Origin of the sequence: Pedobacter sp. SL55 (assembly GCF_026625705.1) — a bacterium.
GTDB lineage: Bacteria > Bacteroidota > Bacteroidia > Sphingobacteriales > Sphingobacteriaceae > Pedobacter.
Genome location: NZ_CP113059.1, coordinates 2,167,753 through 2,187,168, shown reverse-complemented (window position 1 = coordinate 2,187,168; position 19,416 = coordinate 2,167,753). Strand labels below are relative to the sequence as shown.

The 19,416-nt window shown below is 38.6% G+C and carries 14 protein-coding genes; 2 read left to right on the top strand and 12 right to left on the bottom strand.

Going from position 1 to position 19,416, the window contains the following annotated elements; genetic code table 11:
• Positions 1-108 precede the first annotated feature (108 nt).
• A complete protein-coding gene (locus OVA16_RS09780) occupies positions 109-1,365 on the bottom strand; it encodes a prephenate dehydrogenase (protein WP_267765266.1) in 1,257 nt (418 codons plus the stop codon).
• A 158-nt stretch (positions 1,366-1,523) separates the two neighbouring features.
• Between OVA16_RS09780 and OVA16_RS09775 the strand changes: the two genes are divergently transcribed.
• The gene (locus OVA16_RS09775) at positions 1,524-2,198 is read left to right on the top strand and encodes a hypothetical protein (protein ID WP_267765264.1); all 675 of its coding nucleotides are present in this window, start codon (positions 1,524-1,526) and stop codon (positions 2,196-2,198) included.
• A gap of 51 nt (positions 2,199-2,249) precedes the next feature.
• Here the strand turns inward: OVA16_RS09775 and OVA16_RS09770 are convergent, their stop codons facing one another.
• The 10 genes from OVA16_RS09770 to OVA16_RS09725 all read right to left on the bottom strand — a co-directional run bounded on the left by OVA16_RS09770 (position 2,250) and on the right by OVA16_RS09725 (position 17,380).
• Positions 2,250-3,203, bottom strand: a complete 954-nt coding sequence (locus OVA16_RS09770; protein WP_267765261.1) for a hypothetical protein — start codon at positions 3,201-3,203, stop codon at positions 2,250-2,252.
• A gap of 65 nt (positions 3,204-3,268) precedes the next feature.
• A complete protein-coding gene (locus OVA16_RS09765) occupies positions 3,269-3,931 on the bottom strand; it encodes a hypothetical protein (RefSeq protein ID WP_267765260.1) in 663 nt (220 codons plus the stop codon).
• Between the two features lie 299 nt (positions 3,932-4,230).
• Positions 4,231-5,145 (bottom strand): RagB/SusD family nutrient uptake outer membrane protein, encoded by a 915-nt coding sequence (locus tag OVA16_RS09760; protein WP_267765258.1) that lies wholly within the window; start codon positions 5,143-5,145, stop codon positions 4,231-4,233.
• 16 nt (positions 5,146-5,161) lie between these two features.
• A complete protein-coding gene (locus tag OVA16_RS09755) occupies positions 5,162-5,788 on the bottom strand; it encodes a RagB/SusD family nutrient uptake outer membrane protein (protein WP_267765256.1) in 627 nt (208 codons plus the stop codon).
• A gap of 11 nt (positions 5,789-5,799) precedes the next feature.
• Positions 5,800-9,126 (bottom strand): TonB-dependent receptor, encoded by a 3,327-nt coding sequence (locus OVA16_RS09750; protein WP_267765255.1) that lies wholly within the window; start codon positions 9,124-9,126, stop codon positions 5,800-5,802.
• A gap of 205 nt (positions 9,127-9,331) precedes the next feature.
• Positions 9,332-10,534: a FecR family protein gene (locus OVA16_RS09745; protein WP_267765253.1), complete on the bottom strand. Its 1,203-nt coding sequence runs from the start codon at positions 10,532-10,534 to the stop codon at positions 9,332-9,334.
• Between the two features lie 22 nt (positions 10,535-10,556).
• Complete coding sequence (locus OVA16_RS09740) at positions 10,557-12,821, bottom strand: T9SS type A sorting domain-containing protein (protein ID WP_267765251.1); 2,265 nt, start codon at positions 12,819-12,821, stop codon at positions 10,557-10,559.
• A 150-nt stretch (positions 12,822-12,971) separates the two neighbouring features.
• Positions 12,972-13,565 carry an RNA polymerase sigma factor gene (locus tag OVA16_RS09735; RefSeq protein WP_267765250.1) on the bottom strand — a complete coding sequence of 198 codons (594 nt, stop codon included), beginning with the start codon at positions 13,563-13,565 and terminating at the stop codon, positions 12,972-12,974.
• Between the two features lie 218 nt (positions 13,566-13,783).
• Entirely contained in the window at positions 13,784-14,662 is an 879-nt protein-coding gene (locus OVA16_RS09730; RefSeq protein WP_267765248.1) for a PorP/SprF family type IX secretion system membrane protein, read from the bottom strand.
• A gap of 45 nt (positions 14,663-14,707) precedes the next feature.
• Positions 14,708-17,380 carry a gliding motility-associated C-terminal domain-containing protein gene (locus OVA16_RS09725; RefSeq protein ID WP_267765246.1) on the bottom strand — a complete coding sequence of 891 codons (2,673 nt, stop codon included), beginning with the start codon at positions 17,378-17,380 and terminating at the stop codon, positions 14,708-14,710.
• Between the two features lie 223 nt (positions 17,381-17,603).
• Between OVA16_RS09725 and OVA16_RS09720 the strand changes: the two genes are divergently transcribed.
• Positions 17,604-18,494 carry a hypothetical protein gene (locus OVA16_RS09720; RefSeq protein WP_267765245.1) on the top strand — a complete coding sequence of 297 codons (891 nt, stop codon included), beginning with the start codon at positions 17,604-17,606 and terminating at the stop codon, positions 18,492-18,494.
• Positions 18,495-19,057: 563 nt separating this feature from the next.
• Here the strand turns inward: OVA16_RS09720 and rpsJ are convergent.
• Positions 19,058-19,363, bottom strand: coding sequence for a 30S ribosomal protein S10 (rpsJ, locus tag OVA16_RS09715; protein ID WP_008244591.1), 306 nt, complete (start codon positions 19,361-19,363; stop codon positions 19,058-19,060).
• Between the last annotated feature and the right edge of the window lie 53 nt (positions 19,364-19,416).

Genomic DNA, 19,416 nt, shown 5'->3' with positions numbered 1-19,416 from the left:
TATGCAATAAAAAAGCAATAAAAGAATGTCTATAGGATACTTAGAATTTATAGTATATTGAGGTTAATTGTTTTAATCGGTTAATTGGTTAACTGCATTACTCAACTGCTAATCCATTAGTTTGGCGATCATTTCTGTACTTAGCTTTCTTGCTTTCTCTAAACGCCCTTCGAAAAAAGACTTAGCTGCTTCGAAATGTGCTTTGTAACCCTTCATGTCTCCATAACCAATAATTGATGCCCATTCGTGAACGGCAGTATGAAATTCCAAATCGTCTTTTCTGATTGTTTTATCGAAAAGCGCTGCTTGTATGGTTTCTTCCAGCAAGTCTTCGTCCTTAAAAAGATATTCGGCAATGCCTAAGCGCAAACGAAAGGGCGGCGTTTGGCAAATCAAGTTATCGTAGGGATTAACATCCATTTTATGCCAAGCGCAAACCATACTAATGATGCTAAGATGCGAATTTGGTTTTCGATTTTGAGTTTGGTCGGCTAGGCTAAACGCCTCCATTACTTCTTGGTTCAATAGTAGAGGTCGACTTTCATTACTAAACACGAAATTTTTAGCTGCTTGTATTTTGCTTCTAAAGGCGGCTTCATTCTCGGAAATCATCAGTGCAAAGAGTTCGCTTTCTACTTGCGCATATACCCTAACCTGCTTTTGCGCATATGGATTTAAAATTGCCAAGCCGGCGTAGATATGAGATTTATAACTAAAAATACGCAGTGTGGTTAAAACTTTTACATTGTCAATACCACCAGCGTAAACCGGATTATCCCAGGGATAAAACCCTGCATTTTTCCAAGCAGAGCCCATGCTTTCGAAACCCATGTGTGTTACCGCCTGAGTATCGGCTACAATTTTATCGTGTTGCTTATAATCATCCATCTCAATGATGTTTGACTTTAAGGCGGCATAGATTTCTAATGCTTTTTGATAAGCTTGATTGGTAGAACGGTGGCGTATGACTACGAGCGTTTGCCCTTGGGTACTAAAACCAGGCCCATGTAAAGAATGACTGGTAACAATGTGCGTATCTTTTGGCAAGTGCTTTTCGAAAGCCACAATTTCTGGATGCTTAACCGAAGTTTGCCCACCCACAATAGCGCCATATTTGGTAGACTGAGCAAATTGCGAAACCACCTCTTCTATCAGCTCTGCTGCTACGGCATAAATAATAAAATCTGATTTTCGGGAGACCTCGTGTCCATTTGACAACACTTCAATATTTTTAGGAGAGAGTTCTCTTTTTAACATTTTTAATTGGACAGGAAGATCTGTTCCGCAAACTTTATAGCCAGCTGCTGCAAAAGCAACGGCATAAAGCCTGCCCATATCCCCCAAGCCTATAATCCCGATGTTCATTTTGCAAATTTATCATCACTATGAACAAAAAAAATGACCTCAATCAATTGATTTTTTGATTAAACATCTTAACTTGAGCAAAATTAACAGACTTAACACAATTACATAGCCACAATAATTTTATACTAATACTGTTTTAGTATAAATGATTATAGATTATGAGACAAACCTTACACTCTATTGCAAGCATTTTATTATTAAGCCTTTTTTGCACCAACATCTTTGCTCAAACACCTAGCACTACTCTAAAAAAGAGTACAATTACAGCAGCTCCTACTCGAATTTGGCAGCGAGATACTGTTAAAAATACAGACCCAAGTTTAAACGGACAGTATAAATTTATGCTGTCGCGTACACGTACTTCTGCAGATGGTTACAAAATGGTTGCGGGTTACAGATTAGATCAGCTTTGGAAGAACGTAATAGACACGCTACGCAAGGAAAAAGCGACAACAAAGGGTTTGCAGCAAAAGCTAAGTGATCACGAAAAAACAATCAGCTATTTAAAAACCGAGATTTCCGGCAAAGAGGCGTCGCTAACGGAGAACAATGATAAAATCAATGAAATTCGCTTTTTAGGAATTGCTTTCGAAAAAGGCACTTATAATATTATTGTTTGGAGCGTAATCGGCGTTTTGGCAATTGCTTTAATTATTGTAGTAGTTAGATCGGGGAAAAACATTGCCGAAGCCAAGCACCGTACTCAATTGTATAACGAAGTAGCAGAAGAATACCAAGCCTACAAATCTAAATCTGTAGAGAAAGAGCGTAAATTAGCTAGGGAATTGCAAGATGAGCGTAACAAGTTGGATGACTTAAATGGAAGGCGATAATACCTAAATACTATCGCCAGTATTCATTGAGTTTCTTTATCACTGCCACACTTATTTACCAATAAACAAACTGTAGTGGGTTTGCATATATTTAATAATGGCGTCTGCTACTTTCGGTGCCGACGCCGTTCTTAACGAAGGCGTATCTCTAAATGTTGGTCCTGGTGTTTCTAATTGTAAGGCCGAAATTGCACCGCCGTTTCTAGAACCATAGGTTAAGGTACAATAACCTCCGTTAAAATAGTCGTCGTTATTTGGCTTCGGATCTTGCTTACTAGGTACAGCAGCCACCCCTTCATTTGCCAAAAGCGTTCCAAAAGCATAATCACCCCTAATTAGTTGCGAGAAAGAATACGGCGATGTAGTAGACAGATGATAAATACTTGATACTGTTGCTCTATTGTTTAATGCGGCATCGGTTCCATTCAAATCTGATATTGAAGTAAGATAACCTACTTCTACCCTATGTTTGGTGTGGCCATGACCATGCATATCTAAAAACAAACCCTTGCCTACATTTTTGGACACCATGTCTGTAGCACCTTTTAAAAAGGCATGATATTCTTTCCAAAGTTGGTTAGCAGCTTCGCTTTGATGATAAGTTTCTGCCAATGCACGGTTAGGCTCCATCCTGGCTCTTTCTACGTAATTGATTAGTACATGCGGACGCACACCCGTTCTTTGATAAATGGCATTGGCCACCTTTTCTGTGACATCCGTTAAGTAAAGATCCCTAACTGTAACTGCATTTGCATGTGTTCTTACTGGCATATTACTGGGCGTCATCGTTCCATCATGAGGCGATGCTAAAACAATAGGAGAATTAGCATCACCCATGATCAATTTCACTTGATTTCCAGTAGTGGTATAGGTGGTATTAGGTTGATATTCTATTACTGGAAGTGATTCTTCTTTCTCATCATTACCTCCGTCATTTTCATTTTTCTTACAGGCTGCGGCAGCTAATAATAGGCAAGCCAACAGCCATAAATTCATTTTTTTCATTCTTACATTCTATTAAGTAAAATTTATAATAGTCTCTTCAGTCATTAGAGAAAACTCAGCTGCGTCTATATGATCCCAAACTTAGCCCAACGTGTTAAAATCTCTCCTACCACACTTCCAACACCCAATGCTGGATCTTCTTTTGCATTTAAACCCCATTTATTAGCTTTTGGCACTAAATTATCATGCCTGTAGCCTCGGATATGGGTAAATTCGTGGGCGATATGTCTGGCCAACCTTTGCGACAAAGCCCCTCCTTCTACCAACCAAAAATCGTAGGTAGTAATTTTATATGAGCAAGCACCAGCAAAACCCATAGTAGTTTGTTTATCGCCATTGTTTTTAATGACCATCGAAAGCGAAACGTTATTTTCTTTCAACAGGTTATCGTAAACTGCCTTGCCACTTATGCGCCCAGTTTCTGCATCATAAACCACATCAAAGCACTTCTTTTTTGACTTGCTGTACGCCGAGTCGCTGAAACTCTTTTGAGACATGATTTCTTTAAACTCTGCCGATGAAAATACTTTGCTTAACAATTGTTGAGCTTTAAGTAGCGTGTCTGCAAAATGCTTTGGTACTTGAGCACCTTCGCTAACGGTTAAAGAAACATTAAGCTTAAACGCTGTTTCTTTTGTTATTTTGGTACCGTATGGAGGCGAAAGTGCAAAAATATTGACGGCCAACAAGGCAAGTAAAATCAGTAATAGCAAGCCTATTTTTTTCATTATTTAGCGTTATTTTAACGTGAGTTATGGGTCTTAATCTTGGCTAACCGACCCTGAAATAAATTCAGGGTGACGGTATGAGCGGTTCGTCTCCCGAAATTCATTCGGGACTAGCTTTTAGGTTTATTTTTTAAAATCATATTTTCGAAACAAACATACAACTTACTGATAAACAGATAAAAACACCCACAACTCACGCTATTTGATTAAGTTGACACCCTACTATGGTTGGAAAAAATTGCCAAAAAGCTTCCACTTAGGCCCAATTAATGAGCCTATTACCATAATTCTAATTCTTTTTAGTTAGGAGGATTTTGTATCATATACGGATTAGCCTGCAATTCTCTACGTGGAATAAGAAACTGCCAGTATGCAAAACCGGCAGATCTTGCTGTCCAGTTAGCCAATGTTCCCGTATGACCCGAACTACCCGGCCTACTTAGTGCAACATTTTGTCTTTTTAAATCCAGAAACCTAAAACCTTCGCCCCAAAGTTCGGCACGTCTTTGGCGCATAATCAAACTATTTTGATCGGTTAAAATCTCGGCTAAATTGGTTGGTCTTACAAAATTTGGATCTCTGTTTTTCGCCAGCGGCTCCAAAATATCTAGCGCTTCGGCATTTAAACCTTGTCTTGCTTTTGCTTCGGCAGCAATTAAATACATTTCGGCAGCTCTCATGTAAGGGATATCGCCTGCACTTACCGCCGGATCTGCCACTACAAATTTCTTGTGCATATATTTTGCTCTTACCTGCGATGGTACAGGCTGACCAGTAGAAGCATCTATTACACCTGGAAAATTCACAAAATCATCCACGTTGTCGCAAAACAATTTCTTACGGATATCAGTATTGCTTAAAGAATTATACAAATCAATGTTGATCTTTTTTGGATTTGAGCGGGTATGCGACGAATTAAAGTTGCTCGACATGTAGGCATAAAATGAACCATAAGCCGGCAACTGGTCTGGTAATTGATGGGCTCCCCACATCCATTCTGAATTTTTCATATCAGAAAAACCGTCTAAGTAGGAAGCATTCGACATCAGTTGGTAACCTTGCACCGCCTCTAAAGCAAACTTCGCTGCATCTATCCAATTTTGTTGCGTAAGTGCTACCCTTGCTTTAATTCCCTTTGCTACGCTTTGATCAATGTGCGTTCTATATATGCCTCTGGCCGGAGCACCATTTAACAATACAATCGCATCATCCAAGTCTTTGTTAACCTGATTATATACTTCGGCAACGGTATTTCTTGGTTGCGGATCTAATGAAGTACTTGGTAACCACTGGCACTCCCAATGTTACCAAAGGAGAATTAGCTCCAGTAGGATCATTAAGCAAAGCCTCGGCATCGTATCTCTTACCAAACAACTGTACCGACATGAAATGCGCCCAACCTCTAATGGCCAAACACTCGCCTTTAATTACATTTTTTTGTGCTTCGGTAGCATCTGGCACCCTATCTATACCTTCTAGGATAATATTGGCATTTGCGATGATGCGGTAGTATAAACGATAAGCAAAATAAGGTAAATCATTCAGCTCAGAGCGGTGGTCTACCCAACGGTAAGCCCCTCTAAAGTAACTTGTACCTGTGGCGGTATGTACTATATCTTCGCCCATGTAATCCATAGTAATCATGATAGCCGGGCGACCATCTTGCTCCTGGTCTGAATATTGCATATACATGGCACGGTACACGCCGTTTAAAGCTACTTTTACATTAGTGATATTATCAAATATCTTATCTGCATCAATCTGGTCAGATGGTGTAGTATCTAAATAATCTTTTTTACAAGAACCTAGTGTTAGCAAAAACAAAAACACTGGTAAAATCGATAAATATTTTTTCATGACTGATAATTCTATAGTGTGATGTTTAAACCAAAACTTACGATACGTGAAGGAGCGTAGGTATATTCGGCATCGCCAGTGTAAGTTTGTGTGGGGTCCATTCCTTTTCTAGCCGACGTGATAAATAAATTCTCACCATTTACATAGGCTTTAGCGTTGGTTAGTTTTAACCTAGATAAAAACTTTTTAGGAAAATTGTAGGTTAAGGCTACGGTACGAAGGTTTAAATAATCAGATTTGGTTAACCATTGGTCGGTATCAGAAATACTACCCGAAGTGCTTAGCTTTGGAATATTGGTAATATCGCCAGCGTTTTGCCAACGCTTTAACATATCTACGTGCAAGGCTCTACCATTGGTAGTGGTACCGCCTCTAAACATCAACGAGCGGTAATCGTTATCAAAAGTATAACCACCTACCTGATAAATAAACAAGGCTTGTAGTGACCAGTTTTTATACGTAAATGTGTTGTTTACGCTTCCAAAATAATCAGGAATTGCGCTTCCGGCGTAATAATATGCGGCATTCGCAAGTGTAGTAGTTGTTGAGCCATCGGCAGCTTTATACTGCACACTTCCATCGTCTGGATTTACGCCCGACCAATCTCTTAACCAAAACTCATATAGAGATTTACCAGTTTGATACTTTTTAGTACCACTTACCCTTTCTTGATAAGAGCTAGGCAAGGTTAGTATTTTATTTTCGAAGGTACTCCAATTCACATCTACGTTCCACCTAAAGGATTTAGTTTTAATAGGCACACCATTCAGTTGCACCTCTATACCTCGATTGCGCATGCTACCGAAATTATCATTATAGGTAAGTAAACCCGAGGTTAAAGGTACTGTTACAGCAAAAAGTAGGTTACTAGACTGACGGTTAAATGCTTCTAGAGTACCACCAATTCTATTTTTCAAAGCAGAAAATTCAATGGCAACATCGGCATTTTGGTTGGCTTCCCAAACCAAATTTGGATTACCAGACTGCGTTAAAATTGCTCCGCCTTCGGTACCGTTGTTGTAACCTAAGGTATATAAACGTTGGTAAGTAAAATAGCTGCCAGTTCTGTCATTTCCCACTTCCCCGTAAGAAGCTCTTAATTTTAGCATATCTATCCATTTCACTTTGAAGAAAGGCTCCTTATCAATATTATAGGCTCCACTGATAGACCAAAAATTACCCCATCTACTCTGCGGGGCAAATCTAGAGCTACCATCTCTTCTAAATGAAGCCGAGAACAGGTACCTGCTCTTGTAACTATAGTCTAATTTTGATAGATAGCCTTCGGTTTTATAATCTCTATCATAAGAGCCTAGCGCCGTAGTGGTGGTCATATTGTCTAAAACCGACAAACCGGCAATACCTTCACTTCTTCGAGATCCCGAAAGGTAGTCGTAGTAGTTGAGGTAATTCTCGTGTCCAACTAACACACTTATTTTGTGCCTATTGATGGTTTTATTCCAAGTTAACAACTGATTAAAGTTGAGGTAGTTAGTTATGCTATTGGTACGAGTAGTTCTTCCCGCACCAACGGCATCGCCCATCACACTGTTATCATATACATTGCTTCTATAGTTGCCCAGCGTGAAACTAAAGTTAGAACTAAATTTAAAGTCTTTCCAAAATTTGGCTTCCACATTGGCAACTCCGTTTAGTGAATTTCTTTTTACTTGATTACTATTGTAAATTGTCTCATAAACGACGTTTCTTCCTGTAAACAAGGGGCGATAATCTCCCGGATCGTAAATCTTATTTCCTCTGTTATCCAAAAGATAAGCACCTGTTACAGGATCGTGTTTATAAACCGGATAGATTGGTGCTAAAATTAAATCTATGTAGAAAGGATTTTCGTTGATACCGCTACTTTCATTGGCTTGCTCAGATTTGGTGTAAGTACCGAATAAGTTTAACCCGAATTTAAGCCATTCTCTAGGGGTTGAATTTACCCTAAGTCTGCCCGAAAAGCGTTTAAAATCAGAGCCGATTACATATCCATTTTCATCTAAATAATTTAACGACACATAGTGATCTGTTTTGGCAGAACCTCCACTAAGTGTAATAGACATGTCACTTCTCATGCCCAGTCTTTGCAGTTCTTCCCTAAAGCGAACATCATCTGGATAAAGTAATCTTGCATTAGGGTTCATCTGTCCGTTTTGTAGCACAATTTCATCATCCGCCACGTTAAAAGGGTTCCAGCCAACGTAACCTTTCAAATCTTGGCTAGCCGCGGCGGCCGAGCCAGAAGTACCATTTTTTAAGGCTTCCCAAACAATAGGAAAATACTGATAAGCATCTAAAGTTTCGTAATTAGGCAAGCCACGCTCGGAGAAAGCCTGGGTAAATTTTGCGCTAATAGTAGTTTTACCATTGGTATTTCCTTTTTTTGTGGTAATTAAAACTACGCCATTAGCAGCACGAGCACCGTACAATGCCGTTGCAGAAGCATCTTTAAGGATAGAAATGTTATCGATATCTTCTGGATTGATGTTGCTGATTACCCCTTCATAAGGAGCACCATCTAGTACATACAGCGGGGCATTATCTCCAGTAACCGAACCAAAACCTCTAATTCTAATCTCTGGCCCTTCGCCGGGTTGTCCACTGCCCGCCGTAGTTTGCACACCAGGAGAAGCCCCAACAATAGCAGAATTTAAGTTGCTAATTGGTCTTTGTTCTATGTCTTTTGCAGAAATCTTGGTTACCGAATTGGTAAGTTCGTTACGAGTGGTAGTTCCAAAAGCCACCACTACTTCTTCTAATTGCTTACTATCTTTAGCTAAAACAATTTCATATTTTGTAGCAGCAGTTAATGTTAATTCTTTAGTAGCATAACCCACATAAGAGAAAACCAAAAATTTATCATTAGGGCCAACACTTATAGAAAAATTACCATCGGTATTGGAAATGGCGCCAACCTGTAAGCCCTTAACTCTTATAGAAACACCAATTAAAGGAGAGCCATCTTCCCCATCGGTTACTTTACCCGTAATGGTTCTATTTTGTTGTACAATTGGCGATAGGGTATTTGCAGGTAACGTGGTACTTGCAGGTTTAAGGGAAATGATTTTATCCTCGATAGTATAACTTAGGGATAAACCCTTTAATACCGAGGTTAGCACAACATCTATTGGCGTATTAGAAAAATTGGCCGAGACCTTTTTACCATCAGCCACTTCTTTACTGTTGTAAATGAAAAAATAACCTGTTTGGGATCTCAGTTCCTTAAATACATCTTTTAGTGTAATGTTTTCCTTTTTGATACTTACATTTTGGCCAAGAGTTTTGGCACTTACATGCAGGCTAAAAACAAACACTATTACGGCAATGATCTTCATAACCAGTAAAGCTTTTTTAAATAGTTGTTTTGGTTTAGTCGAAAAATCGTTACTAAAAATAGCACACGACAATCTACAATGTATTTTTTCTTTCATACATTTGTATATAAGGGTTTTGAATAAATAGTCTTGTTGTTTATTATTTTTTGAAGCCTAGTCTGCCTTTCTTGGTTGCCGCCGAGAAAGGCTTTTTTACTTCTTTATTTTATTTCGCCATCTTCTTTCTTTCGCAGGTTACTACATTATTTTCTATACCAAAAACTACATCGCCAGTAAGCTCTAGCGCTTTTAGCACCTTAGAAACATTGGCATTACGAGGAATTACACCCGTAAAAGAGATGTCCGGCTTTTCTCCCTCAAATTTCACTTTAACATCATACCACCTTACCAACTCTTTCATCACTTCATCAATATTGGTATTGTTGAAAACGAAAAGATCATTTTTCCATGCCATCACTTCTTCTATATTGGCATTAACTTGTTTGGTTTCGTTATCGTTTTCGGTAAACAAAATTTGCTTCCCAGGCTTCAACAATTCCGAATGGCCATTTTTGGTAAACTGCACCGAGCCTTCGAGCAAAGTAAGTTCAGAACGATACTCATCTGGATAAGCCATTACATTGAAATGTGTGCCTAATACCTTAATTTCTGAGCTTCCATTATTTACATAAAAAGGTCTAGCAGCATCTTTTTCGATTTCAAAGTAAGCTTCGCCCTTAATTTCTACTCTTCTAGCTTGCTTTGAAAAAGCCGCAGGAAACCTTATAGAAGATGAGGCATTTAACCAAACTTTGCTACCATCAGACAAAACCACGCTAAATTTACCGCCAGCGGGTGTAGACAAAGTATTGATTTTCTCCGAATCGTCTTGCTCGTTTCCCTTTACCATATAAACAATTTGCCCCTTTGCATCTCGATGAATAGCGATATCGCCCTGCGTAGCCAACTGTCCGGTCGAATTTTGGCTTAAAGCAATCTGCGATCCATCTGCCAAGGTTAAGGTTGCCTTATCGCCCCCCGGCAAAACATCGTTATGGTAGGCCAACGGCTTTTTATTTACTACAGGCTGCGAAGCATAGTAAATTGTAGCTCCCACTGTTAAAAATACAACGGCTGCGGCAGCATACTTCCAAAAAGCATAGCGTTTACGACCAACCGACTTTTTTGGGCTGGTAATGTTTTGATACATCCCATCCCAATCAATTTCGTGTACAAGCGCATCAGATTGTACTTTTTTATTATGCTCATCCATAAAAGCTAATACCTGCTCTTTGGTTTCCGGATTTCGGATGTAAACAAACAACTCCGCATATTCCTCTTCGGTAATGCTCTTATCTACATACTTTTGGAAAAGTTCCGCTAATCTGTTGTTTGTTCCTAGTGTCATCTGATGCTCTTGTTTGTCCATTTATACATTTATTGTCGTTAATTTACTTCACGACCAATAATGTTTGCTTTTCTGCGTTCGGCTTACCTTTGTTGATCCACAAAATATAAGTTCCAGTAGGTATATTGGCTAATTCAAGTTTTACACTTTCATTAGCCAACTGAGCGTAATTATTGGTCAATATGGTTTTTCCTGTCAAAGATATTAGATTTAAGGATACAATACCTTCTGCTGCATTTGAGTTTACGGTTACATAAGAACTTGCAGGATTTGGATAAACAGAAGTTTTTGCTACAGTGAAATCAAATTTTACAGCTTCTACTCCAAGCACTTTTGCTGTTCCGTCTTTGTCGTACTGTGTTAAGCGATAATAGTTAGTACCAGCTAGCGGCGTAAAATCGGTTACGGTGTAACTTAAAGGTGTGCTACTATCTCCGGCGCCAGCAACTTCTTTAAAGAAAGTAAAATTGGTAGCTGAAGAACCTCTCTCTATCACAAATTTTTGGTTGTTCTGCTCGCTTTCGGTTTTCCAAGTGATTACTGAGGTTGATCCTTTTTTAGCAACACTAAATGACGTTAGCGCCACAGGAAGTGGATCATCTCCAATTTGTAGCTCGTAAGCTCCCATATCAACGTTAACATCACGAATACGACTGTTACCATCGAGATCTAAACCACCAGATATCAATAAATTACCACCTGCGTTCAAGGCGATACTTCCCGCCACAAGCTTTAAGAAATTTGAGTTCGAAGGATCTGTGCTTACAAAAAGCATGGTGGGAGACGCATCAGAAACGTTTCCAACCAAGTTCGAACCATTATTGGCACGAGTTAATTGAAACAAATTATTCTTGTACGAACCTGCAGCCAATAAAGGAGATCTAGTATCGTCACCACTTCCCCCTGCACTATTCGCATTAAAAATATTGTTATTAAATTCTATATTTACTGCGGTGCTATTATTGAAATAGGCAACCGCACCACCTACTCCAGTGCCATTAGCCAAATTTCCATAAAAAGTATTATTTATCAACTTTGCAACAGAGGGAGTAGCAGTTCCTGAACCGATGTATATTGCGCCTCCACCAGATCCGTTCGACTCATTTTGAGCAAAAAGTGAGTTGGCGACATTTACCTCGCCAGAATACACAAACAATGCACCTCCGCTACCAGCCGAGGTTACGTTACGCATAAACTTAGAGGCAGAAATTACCAATTTACCTGTAAATGTAGTGGTACCACTTGAAAAATATACAGCACCATAATTTCCGGTTGAAGTATTATCTTCAAAAGATGTCTTCTCAATTGTAGATGAAAGTCCAGAATGAACCAAATAAACAGCACTACCACTGCCACTAGTCTCATTATCTTTAAAAACAGAACTAGTGATATTAGTAACTCCCGCAGCATTAATCGCTCCTCCAGTTGCCGCCTTATTGCCATCAAATGTACAACCCGTTATAGTTAACTTAGTTGAAGAGCTATTTGAAAAAATTGCTCCTCCCTCGTTACCATTCGCTAAGTTTCCTACAAATGAAGAGTTAATGATTGTAGCACTAGGCGAGTTAGTTCCTCGTAAAAAATAGATTGCTCCCCCATCATCACCGGCGCTATTCGCCTCGAACCTTACATTATCGAATAACAAGGTTTCGGTGTCGTTGGCGTTTAAAGAAATATGCGCATATACCGCACCACCAAAATTAGTCGACTCATTATTCGTAATCACTAAATTACGAAATTCTATCCGCTTTGAAGCGCCAGTACCACGCAAGCTAATTGCACCTCCCTGATTTCTATTTAGCACAACACCAGCGGTTACACTTCCTGTACCATTAGCATTACCATCACGAATTGTAAAACCATCAACAATTACTTTAGCAGAACTAAGATCATCAACTCGAGCAGTAATTACATGATAAGAATTATCGCTTTTATCTCCAATCGCACCTAAATCTCCACTTAAAATCGATATATTATTAACATGATCCCTAACACCAGTGGTAGCATTATATCCACCAAATAATTTCACACCATTTTTTAATACGAAAGCTTTATCTCTATTCTCTGCAGTAGCTGCCACATTTTGTGTCGGATAGTAAGTTCCAGCACTTACCCATATCTGTCTATCAGGGAAAGCAGTTGCATCCAAACTAGAGAGCTCATCTATCATACCTTGTAAATCAGAAGATGCATTTGCCCAACTTCCTGTACCATTACCAGAACCTGTAGGCGTAACATACCGAATGGTTTGTGCAAAAAGCGAATGAGAGCCTAACAAAACAAGAATTAAAAAGTAGAGTTTTTTCATAAAATGTTGGTTTAGGTTTTTCGTTGTTTTATATAGACTGATAAGACTAAGCAACGGACCGCCTAAGCGACATTTTTTTTGAAAAAAAATTATAGAAAATAAAAAAGCTTCAGAAAAGCACTATTACACTATATATTAGAAGCTTGGAAACTAAAAAACAGATTTTAACAGCATCAATAAAGACACTACAATATGATGTTTAGCAATATGATATTTTAAATGTTTAAGCACCTCTACAATTACATTTTTAACGCGACTTTTAGATAAACCTACAGCTTGGGCTATTTCTTCGTGGCTCATGTGCTGGTTACGGCTCATATTAAAAATTTCTTGCTTTTGGAGCGAAAGCGTTTGTAAAACCTTGTTAATCAAAAATGCACTTTCTTTAAGATTAATTTGATCGTCTACGTTATTAAGAGATACAGACGTATTTACCCAAGCATTACTGATTGTTTTTTCTGTTCTACTAACTTTAGCCAAATAATCGTAAGTTTTGTTACGGGCAATGGTATAGATATAGTTACGTGGATGCTCTATCGTTAACAATTTCTCTCGATTTTGCCAAATTACCAAGAAAGTTTCTTGGACAATTTCTTCAGCGTCGGCCTTGCTATGCACAAACGAATCTACAAAAGCCAATATCTTGCCTCTGTAAAGGCAAAACATCTTATTAAAAGCCAAAGAATTCCCATCAGAGATCTCTTTTAACAATAGCCTTTCTGCTGTTAAATCGTAAACTGCCATTAAAATAAGTTGTGCTGCATAAACTGTAACAGTCTAATTAGCTAGCTTGTGGTTTAGGTTACTTAAAATTAATAATCCTTATTTATTAATCAAAACTTTTTTGTTTTTTCAATACAAAAACCTATAAAAACAAAAAAAGGAAAGCTTTCGCCACCTTTAACATCATCAACATACGTAAAAAGCAAAAGACCTCACACACGGAGGCCTTTTGCAAGCATTTATTTAGATAGATTCACTCTTAAACCCAACTCTACAGCCCCATAAGTGTATTTTTTAAGATTATTATTAATAGGAAGCGAGTAAGAAGCCTGCATCTGATATTTTTTTAGAAGATTAAAACCGATACCGAAAGATAAGCTATTACTACTATGGTAAAATGCCAATAAATTAAATTGGTCTTCGGCAAATTGTGCGTTAATACCAGCATCAATGATGCTGTCGTAGCCGTCTACCCCTCTAAACAAAACCTTTGGGGTTAGTTTTACTGGTCCATCCAATAATTGATAAGCTGCCGAAAAATAAAATTTGCTATAGTTGTAGCCATCACTCACATTATCTGAATAAATGAGGTTACGTAAATTTGGCGCAACTGCACTTAAACTTAACTTATCATTGGTGTAATGCGCTCCCAAGTCGCCATCAAAAACATAATCGTCATATTGTGCTGGCAACAAATCGGTAGCATCGCCAATAATATCTCCCGTGTTAACTTTTAGCGTGGTAACACCTGCCGATATTCCAAACCTTAAATTTCCAGTTTCGGATAGTTGCACATCATAAGCATACGAAGCAGCAAATCTGTTTACGTTAAGTAAGCCGTCCTTATCGGTATTCACAAAAATACCGAAACCGCTCTTTCCCCATCCATAATCTGCTGTGATGGTATTGCCTACCGTTTGCCCGTTGCTGCCAGTTAGGTTATTTTTATAAGAAAGCCCCAAGTTTAGCCCTTGTATTTTACCTGCCATAGCAGGATTATACAAATATTCGTTTAGGTAATACATAGACATAGGCGGGCTTACCTGTGCCGTTGTTTTATTGGTAATTAAAAATATTAAAGCTAAAAGCGATATAAGAGCAATGTTATTTCTTCTCATTGTAATTTGGTTAACAATCATTTTTTTTCGACATTTTGACGCAGCCTATCTTCCTCTCAATATGGTAAGTGTGCCTTTAATTGGTTTCAGGTCATTTCCAATTTTGATGTGGTAATAATACGTACCGGTATGTAACGGAGTGCCGTTGAAGGTACCATCCCAATCATTTTGATAGTTTGACTTTTGAAACACTACCCTACCCGACTTATCATACACTGTCACTTCATTTTTTGGGTACATTAATGACAAATCCTGAGCTATCCAAAGGTCGTTCTTGCCATCTCCGTTTGGCGTAAGGATATTACTTACCACCACTTGCCCTGTGTATAATTTAAAAGTACCGGTAACAGCATCGCTTGCCTCACTGGTTCCAGAGGCATTACTTGCTACCACGTGAAAAGAGTGTGTGCCAGGAGTAACCTCATCCAAAAAATCTAATCTCCAATTACCCAAAGGATCCGAAGAAGCGGTTGTACCGTAAGCTACACCATCAACGTAAACTGTAATTGTACTTAGTGGCTCTGCCACGCCTATTAACTTAGGACGGTAGCTTATGATCACATCGTTAACCTTAGGATTAGTTAGCTGCGGCGCCTGAGGTTTTTCCATCAAGTTATTCAAATTTACCAACACCGGCAGATTTTGAACCAAACCAAAGTTGTTGCTAACCTTTAGAAATAAATTAAAAATACTTTTCGTCTCGTAATCTAGCTCGGTACTCTTATTCACAGTAATTTCGCCAGTGGTTGCATTAATAGCAAAGGCATCATTAATATTTCCAGAGAAAAACTCCCAGGTTAATGTGCCGCCCAACCTAGATGTTGGCTTGCCTACATAAGTACCAACAGGCGAATTTTCGTCAATATCTACCGTATATGGTGGAGGCAAATCCCCATCGTATTCTAAAGCTCCCAAATCAACTACAGCGTGCATAATCCTATTTACACCCGCAATATCTACTGTGGCAGTTGCTGGAACCATATTGTTATTACCAGCGTTTACTGCCCAACTATCTTCCGTTAACTTTAAAAAATTATTGTTTGCAACATCTACACTGGCAAACTCGGGATCACTGCCTACAATATTGCCGCCAGCACCATTTGTACCATAGTTTTGCGTAAGTGTGTACTGAATATCTAAATTATCGGTACTTGCACCATAGATATCTGTAGTGGTGGCATCTGTTGCTGTATTACCGTAAATAATGCTATTATAAACCTTGGCTAAAACACTAACATTTGATAATCCAATAGCACCACCTTTATCTGCTGTGTTTGCATACAGCGTTGAATTTACAATTAAAGGAGCGCTATTATCGCCGATATAAACTGCACCGCCCAAGCCTGTAGCGCTTGTTGCTGTATTGGCATAAAAAATATTTCCAACAATGGTAGGTGCGCTCAAAGAGCTTGGCAAACCGCCCAAAGTATAAATAGCTCCTCCAAAATCTACCGCTTTGTTGTTGTAAAATCTATTGTTCTTAATTATTGGGCTAGCCGAAGTTACATAAATAGCACCCGCCTCTTTAGCAGCCTCGTTGTCTTTAAAAGTATTTCCTTCAATATTTATTTCGTTGGTGTTAGTGCCTAAGTAAATTGCCCCAGCCGAGCCAGCAGATGATTTGTTTCCAGTAAATTCTCCTTTTTCAATACTTAACTTACCTACGGCATAAATAGCGCCTGCAAAACCAGTAGTAGCTATGTTATTGGTAAAAGTAGAACCAGAAATGGTAATTGGTAAATTGTAACCGTTGTAAATGGCGCCTCCGCTAACCGTTGCTTGATTGCCAGAAAATGTACAATCTTTTATTTCAGCAGTGGCTGTAGCAGAAAACATGTGTATAGCGCCACCATTGGTAGTAAGGGCTTTATTATTGATGAATTTACACTTGTTGAATTTTAACTCGCCATAGGCCGAAATAACAACAGCGCCCCCTGAAATACCTTGGTTACCTATAAAATCTACTTCGTTAAACTCTGGTTGACTACGAAGTGTAGTAGAACCAAATACAAATATGGCCCCACCAGCAGTAGAAACCGTTCGATTATTGATAAATTGAACTTTAGTGAATTTAGGCGACCCATAAAAAATATAAATTGCGCCAGCACTTTGATCCGTAGATGCGTTAACGTTTTCTGTGATGATGAGGTTTACAAACTCAGCACTGCTATAATAGCTGATGATCCCCGGCGAACGGCTCGCTGGAATAGCCCTGCCATTTACGGTAACAGCAGAGGTAGTTCCTGTACCACTGCTATATCCTTTAGTAATGGTAAAACCATCTAATTTAGCAGTTCCCAAATCATCAGCTGCAATAACTACGTGGTACGTGTTATCGGTATCAATAGCTTCGTTACCTATATTTCCACTTAAAACCGATGTGTTTGCTACAAAATCTCTATTGGCCTTAGAAGTTTCCGTTCCTGCAAAACCTCCAAAAACCCCCACGTCTTTTTTCATCACAAAAGCATTGAACCTATCATTTACAGTGATGGTTTCTAAGGCATTAGCTCTTCTATTTGGCTTGTACGTACCTGCGGCTATCCATACCTCATCTTTAGCAGCAGAAGCGTTAATCATAGCCTGTAAATCTCCCGAAGCAGTGGCCCACGAAGCACCGTCGCCATTAGCTCCCGCCTTTACATATCTAATTGTTTGCGCTGTTGCACCAAAGCCGAGCAACAGAGAAAGTAAAAGCAATACGTAAACTTTTCTCATATAAATGTATTAGTTTGTTAGTGGTTAGGTTGGCATTGAGGAAAATGATTTTATCCTCAAAACTATATGATAGACTGATATCGAAATAAATAGGACCTATTTTAGTTTCACTTTTTTCCAGTTTTTTAAAAAACACCGTTCCATAACAAAAATTATGATTACAAAACGGTACCACAGTTGAGTTCATCAGTCTATCTATGTAAAAAGATAAATGCTACATAAAATGAAATGTATTCGACTAATTTTATTGCTGCTTTTAGTTAGCAGCTTTGCTTATGCTCAAAAATGGGAAGCGGGCAAAACCTACACCGACGATGAAAAATGGACAGAATTTATTGTGGGCGATTTGCCACTTATCATTAGTGTGCCACATGGCGGTGCAATAAATTTACCAGATGTTCCACTACGCAACTGCAAAGGAGCAGTTACCGTTACAGATTCTAAGACTATAGAACTAGCTAAAGAGATAGAAGCAGCTTTCTTGGCAAAATACAAGGCAAGGCCATTTATTATCATCTCTAATTTATCTAGAAAAAATGTAGACCAAAACCGCGACCTAGAAGAAGGAACCTGTGGTAACAAAGCCATGGAAAAACCTTGGAACCAGTTTCACGACTATATTGACACGGCACTAGCATTAGCTACCAAAAAATTTGGGAAGGCAATCTATATCGACCTTCATGGGCACGGACATACCAAACAACGCTTAGAGGTGGGCTACCTTTTAAAAGCAGAAGAGTTAAGAAATACGGATGCCAAAAATAGCAAACAGGCCACAAAATCTTCTGTAGCTAATTTGCTTGCCAGCGATAAAAGCCTAGACCTTGAACAACTATTAATTGGTCAAAATGCGTTTGGAACTTTAATTACCAAGGAAGGTTTCGATGCTGTACCCTCTAAACAAGATGTAGCTCCTTTAGAAGAAGATAAATACTTTAACGGGGGCTATAACACAGTTAGATACACATCGAGCAAATACCCTAATGTTTTCGGTTGGCAGATTGAAAGCAATTACAAAGGCGTACGTGATGCTGCCGGCAGACCAGCATTTGCAAAAGCTTTTGTAGATGTGATGGGCAGTTATTTTAAAACCTATCTAAACAAATCTTTTTAGGAAATTAGACTAAATAACGTCAGTTATTTGTATTGATTATCAAATTGTTATTTCAATAGCAATTAAGTATGATCGTCATTGCTAGGCACGAAGCACCTGCGTAGCAAGCTTGAATGCAGATGAAGAAAAAAATAAAGTAATGAAAAATCTTAAAGCGGAGGTTTTGTTGCCGGCAATAGTTGTAGGATTGCTTCGTGCCTAGCAATGACGGATCAAGACCCATGATTGGTTAAATAACGTGAGTTTGGGATAAGAAAATTATGCTATTCGCTAGCGATAGCGCTTCAAATCTTCGTTCAGCTAATCTTCGGTCTCTTATTTTTCGGGCCGCACCAATAAGCCAAAACACTTTCTTTGAAAGAAAAATAAGCAACCGAGAGCTTTTGTTACTTTTTGCGGTCAAAAAGTAAGAGCCCAGCGGCGGCGAGCTAAAAAAAATACGTTCAATGCAAATTTCTCAAGAATTGTAAAAATACTTAACCCGAACTCACGCTAAATACGCTCAAACAAAAAAGCTCCGAGAATAAAATCCTCGGAGCTTTTTCAATGTGATATTAAAATCATTAAACTTTGATTTCTACTTCAACACCACTAGGTAATTCAAGCTTCATTAAAGCATCAACTGTTTTTGAGTTTGAGCTATAAATATCTAAAAGACGTTTATAAGCACACAATTGAAACTGCTCACGAGCTTTTTTGTTTACGTGCGGTGAACGCAATACAGTGAAGATTTTTTTCTCTGTTGGCAACGGAATTGGTCCGCTAACTACTGCGCCTGTAGGCTTTACAGTTTTTACGATTTTCTCAGCAGATTTATCTACCAAGTTGTAATCGTAAGATTTTAATTTAATTCTAATTCTTTGGCTCATTTTATTTTTAATTATGACAACCTGTTAGAGCTATTAATAACAAGTGTCGGATT

Bases quoted from the DNA above. Each gene is read 5' to 3' on its own strand.
- OVA16_RS09780 (WP_267765266.1), bottom strand. From the start codon at position 1,365: ATGAACATCGGGATTATAGGCTTGGGGGATATGGGCAGGCTTTATGCC.
- OVA16_RS09775 (WP_267765264.1), top strand. From the start codon at position 1,524: ATGAGACAAACCTTACACTCTATTGCAAGCATTTTATTATTAAGCCTT.
- OVA16_RS09770 (WP_267765261.1), bottom strand. From the start codon at position 3,203: ATGAAAAAAATGAATTTATGGCTGTTGGCTTGCCTATTATTAGCTGCC.
- OVA16_RS09765 (WP_267765260.1), bottom strand. From the start codon at position 3,931: ATGAAAAAAATAGGCTTGCTATTACTGATTTTACTTGCCTTGTTGGCC.
- OVA16_RS09755 (WP_267765256.1), bottom strand. From the start codon at position 5,788: ATGAAAAAATATTTATCGATTTTACCAGTGTTTTTGTTTTTGCTAACA.
- OVA16_RS09750 (WP_267765255.1), bottom strand. From the start codon at position 9,126: ATGAAGATCATTGCCGTAATAGTGTTTGTTTTTAGCCTGCATGTAAGT.
- OVA16_RS09745 (WP_267765253.1), bottom strand. From the start codon at position 10,534: ATGGACAAACAAGAGCATCAGATGACACTAGGAACAAACAACAGATTA.
- OVA16_RS09740 (WP_267765251.1), bottom strand. From the start codon at position 12,821: ATGAAAAAACTCTACTTTTTAATTCTTGTTTTGTTAGGCTCTCATTCG.
- OVA16_RS09735 (WP_267765250.1), bottom strand. From the start codon at position 13,565: ATGGCAGTTTACGATTTAACAGCAGAAAGGCTATTGTTAAAAGAGATC.
- OVA16_RS09730 (WP_267765248.1), bottom strand. From the start codon at position 14,662: ATGAGAAGAAATAACATTGCTCTTATATCGCTTTTAGCTTTAATATTT.
- OVA16_RS09725 (WP_267765246.1), bottom strand. From the start codon at position 17,380: ATGAGAAAAGTTTACGTATTGCTTTTACTTTCTCTGTTGCTCGGCTTT.
- OVA16_RS09720 (WP_267765245.1), top strand. From the start codon at position 17,604: ATGAAATGTATTCGACTAATTTTATTGCTGCTTTTAGTTAGCAGCTTT.
- rpsJ (WP_008244591.1), bottom strand. From the start codon at position 19,363: ATGAGCCAAAGAATTAGAATTAAATTAAAATCTTACGATTACAACTTG.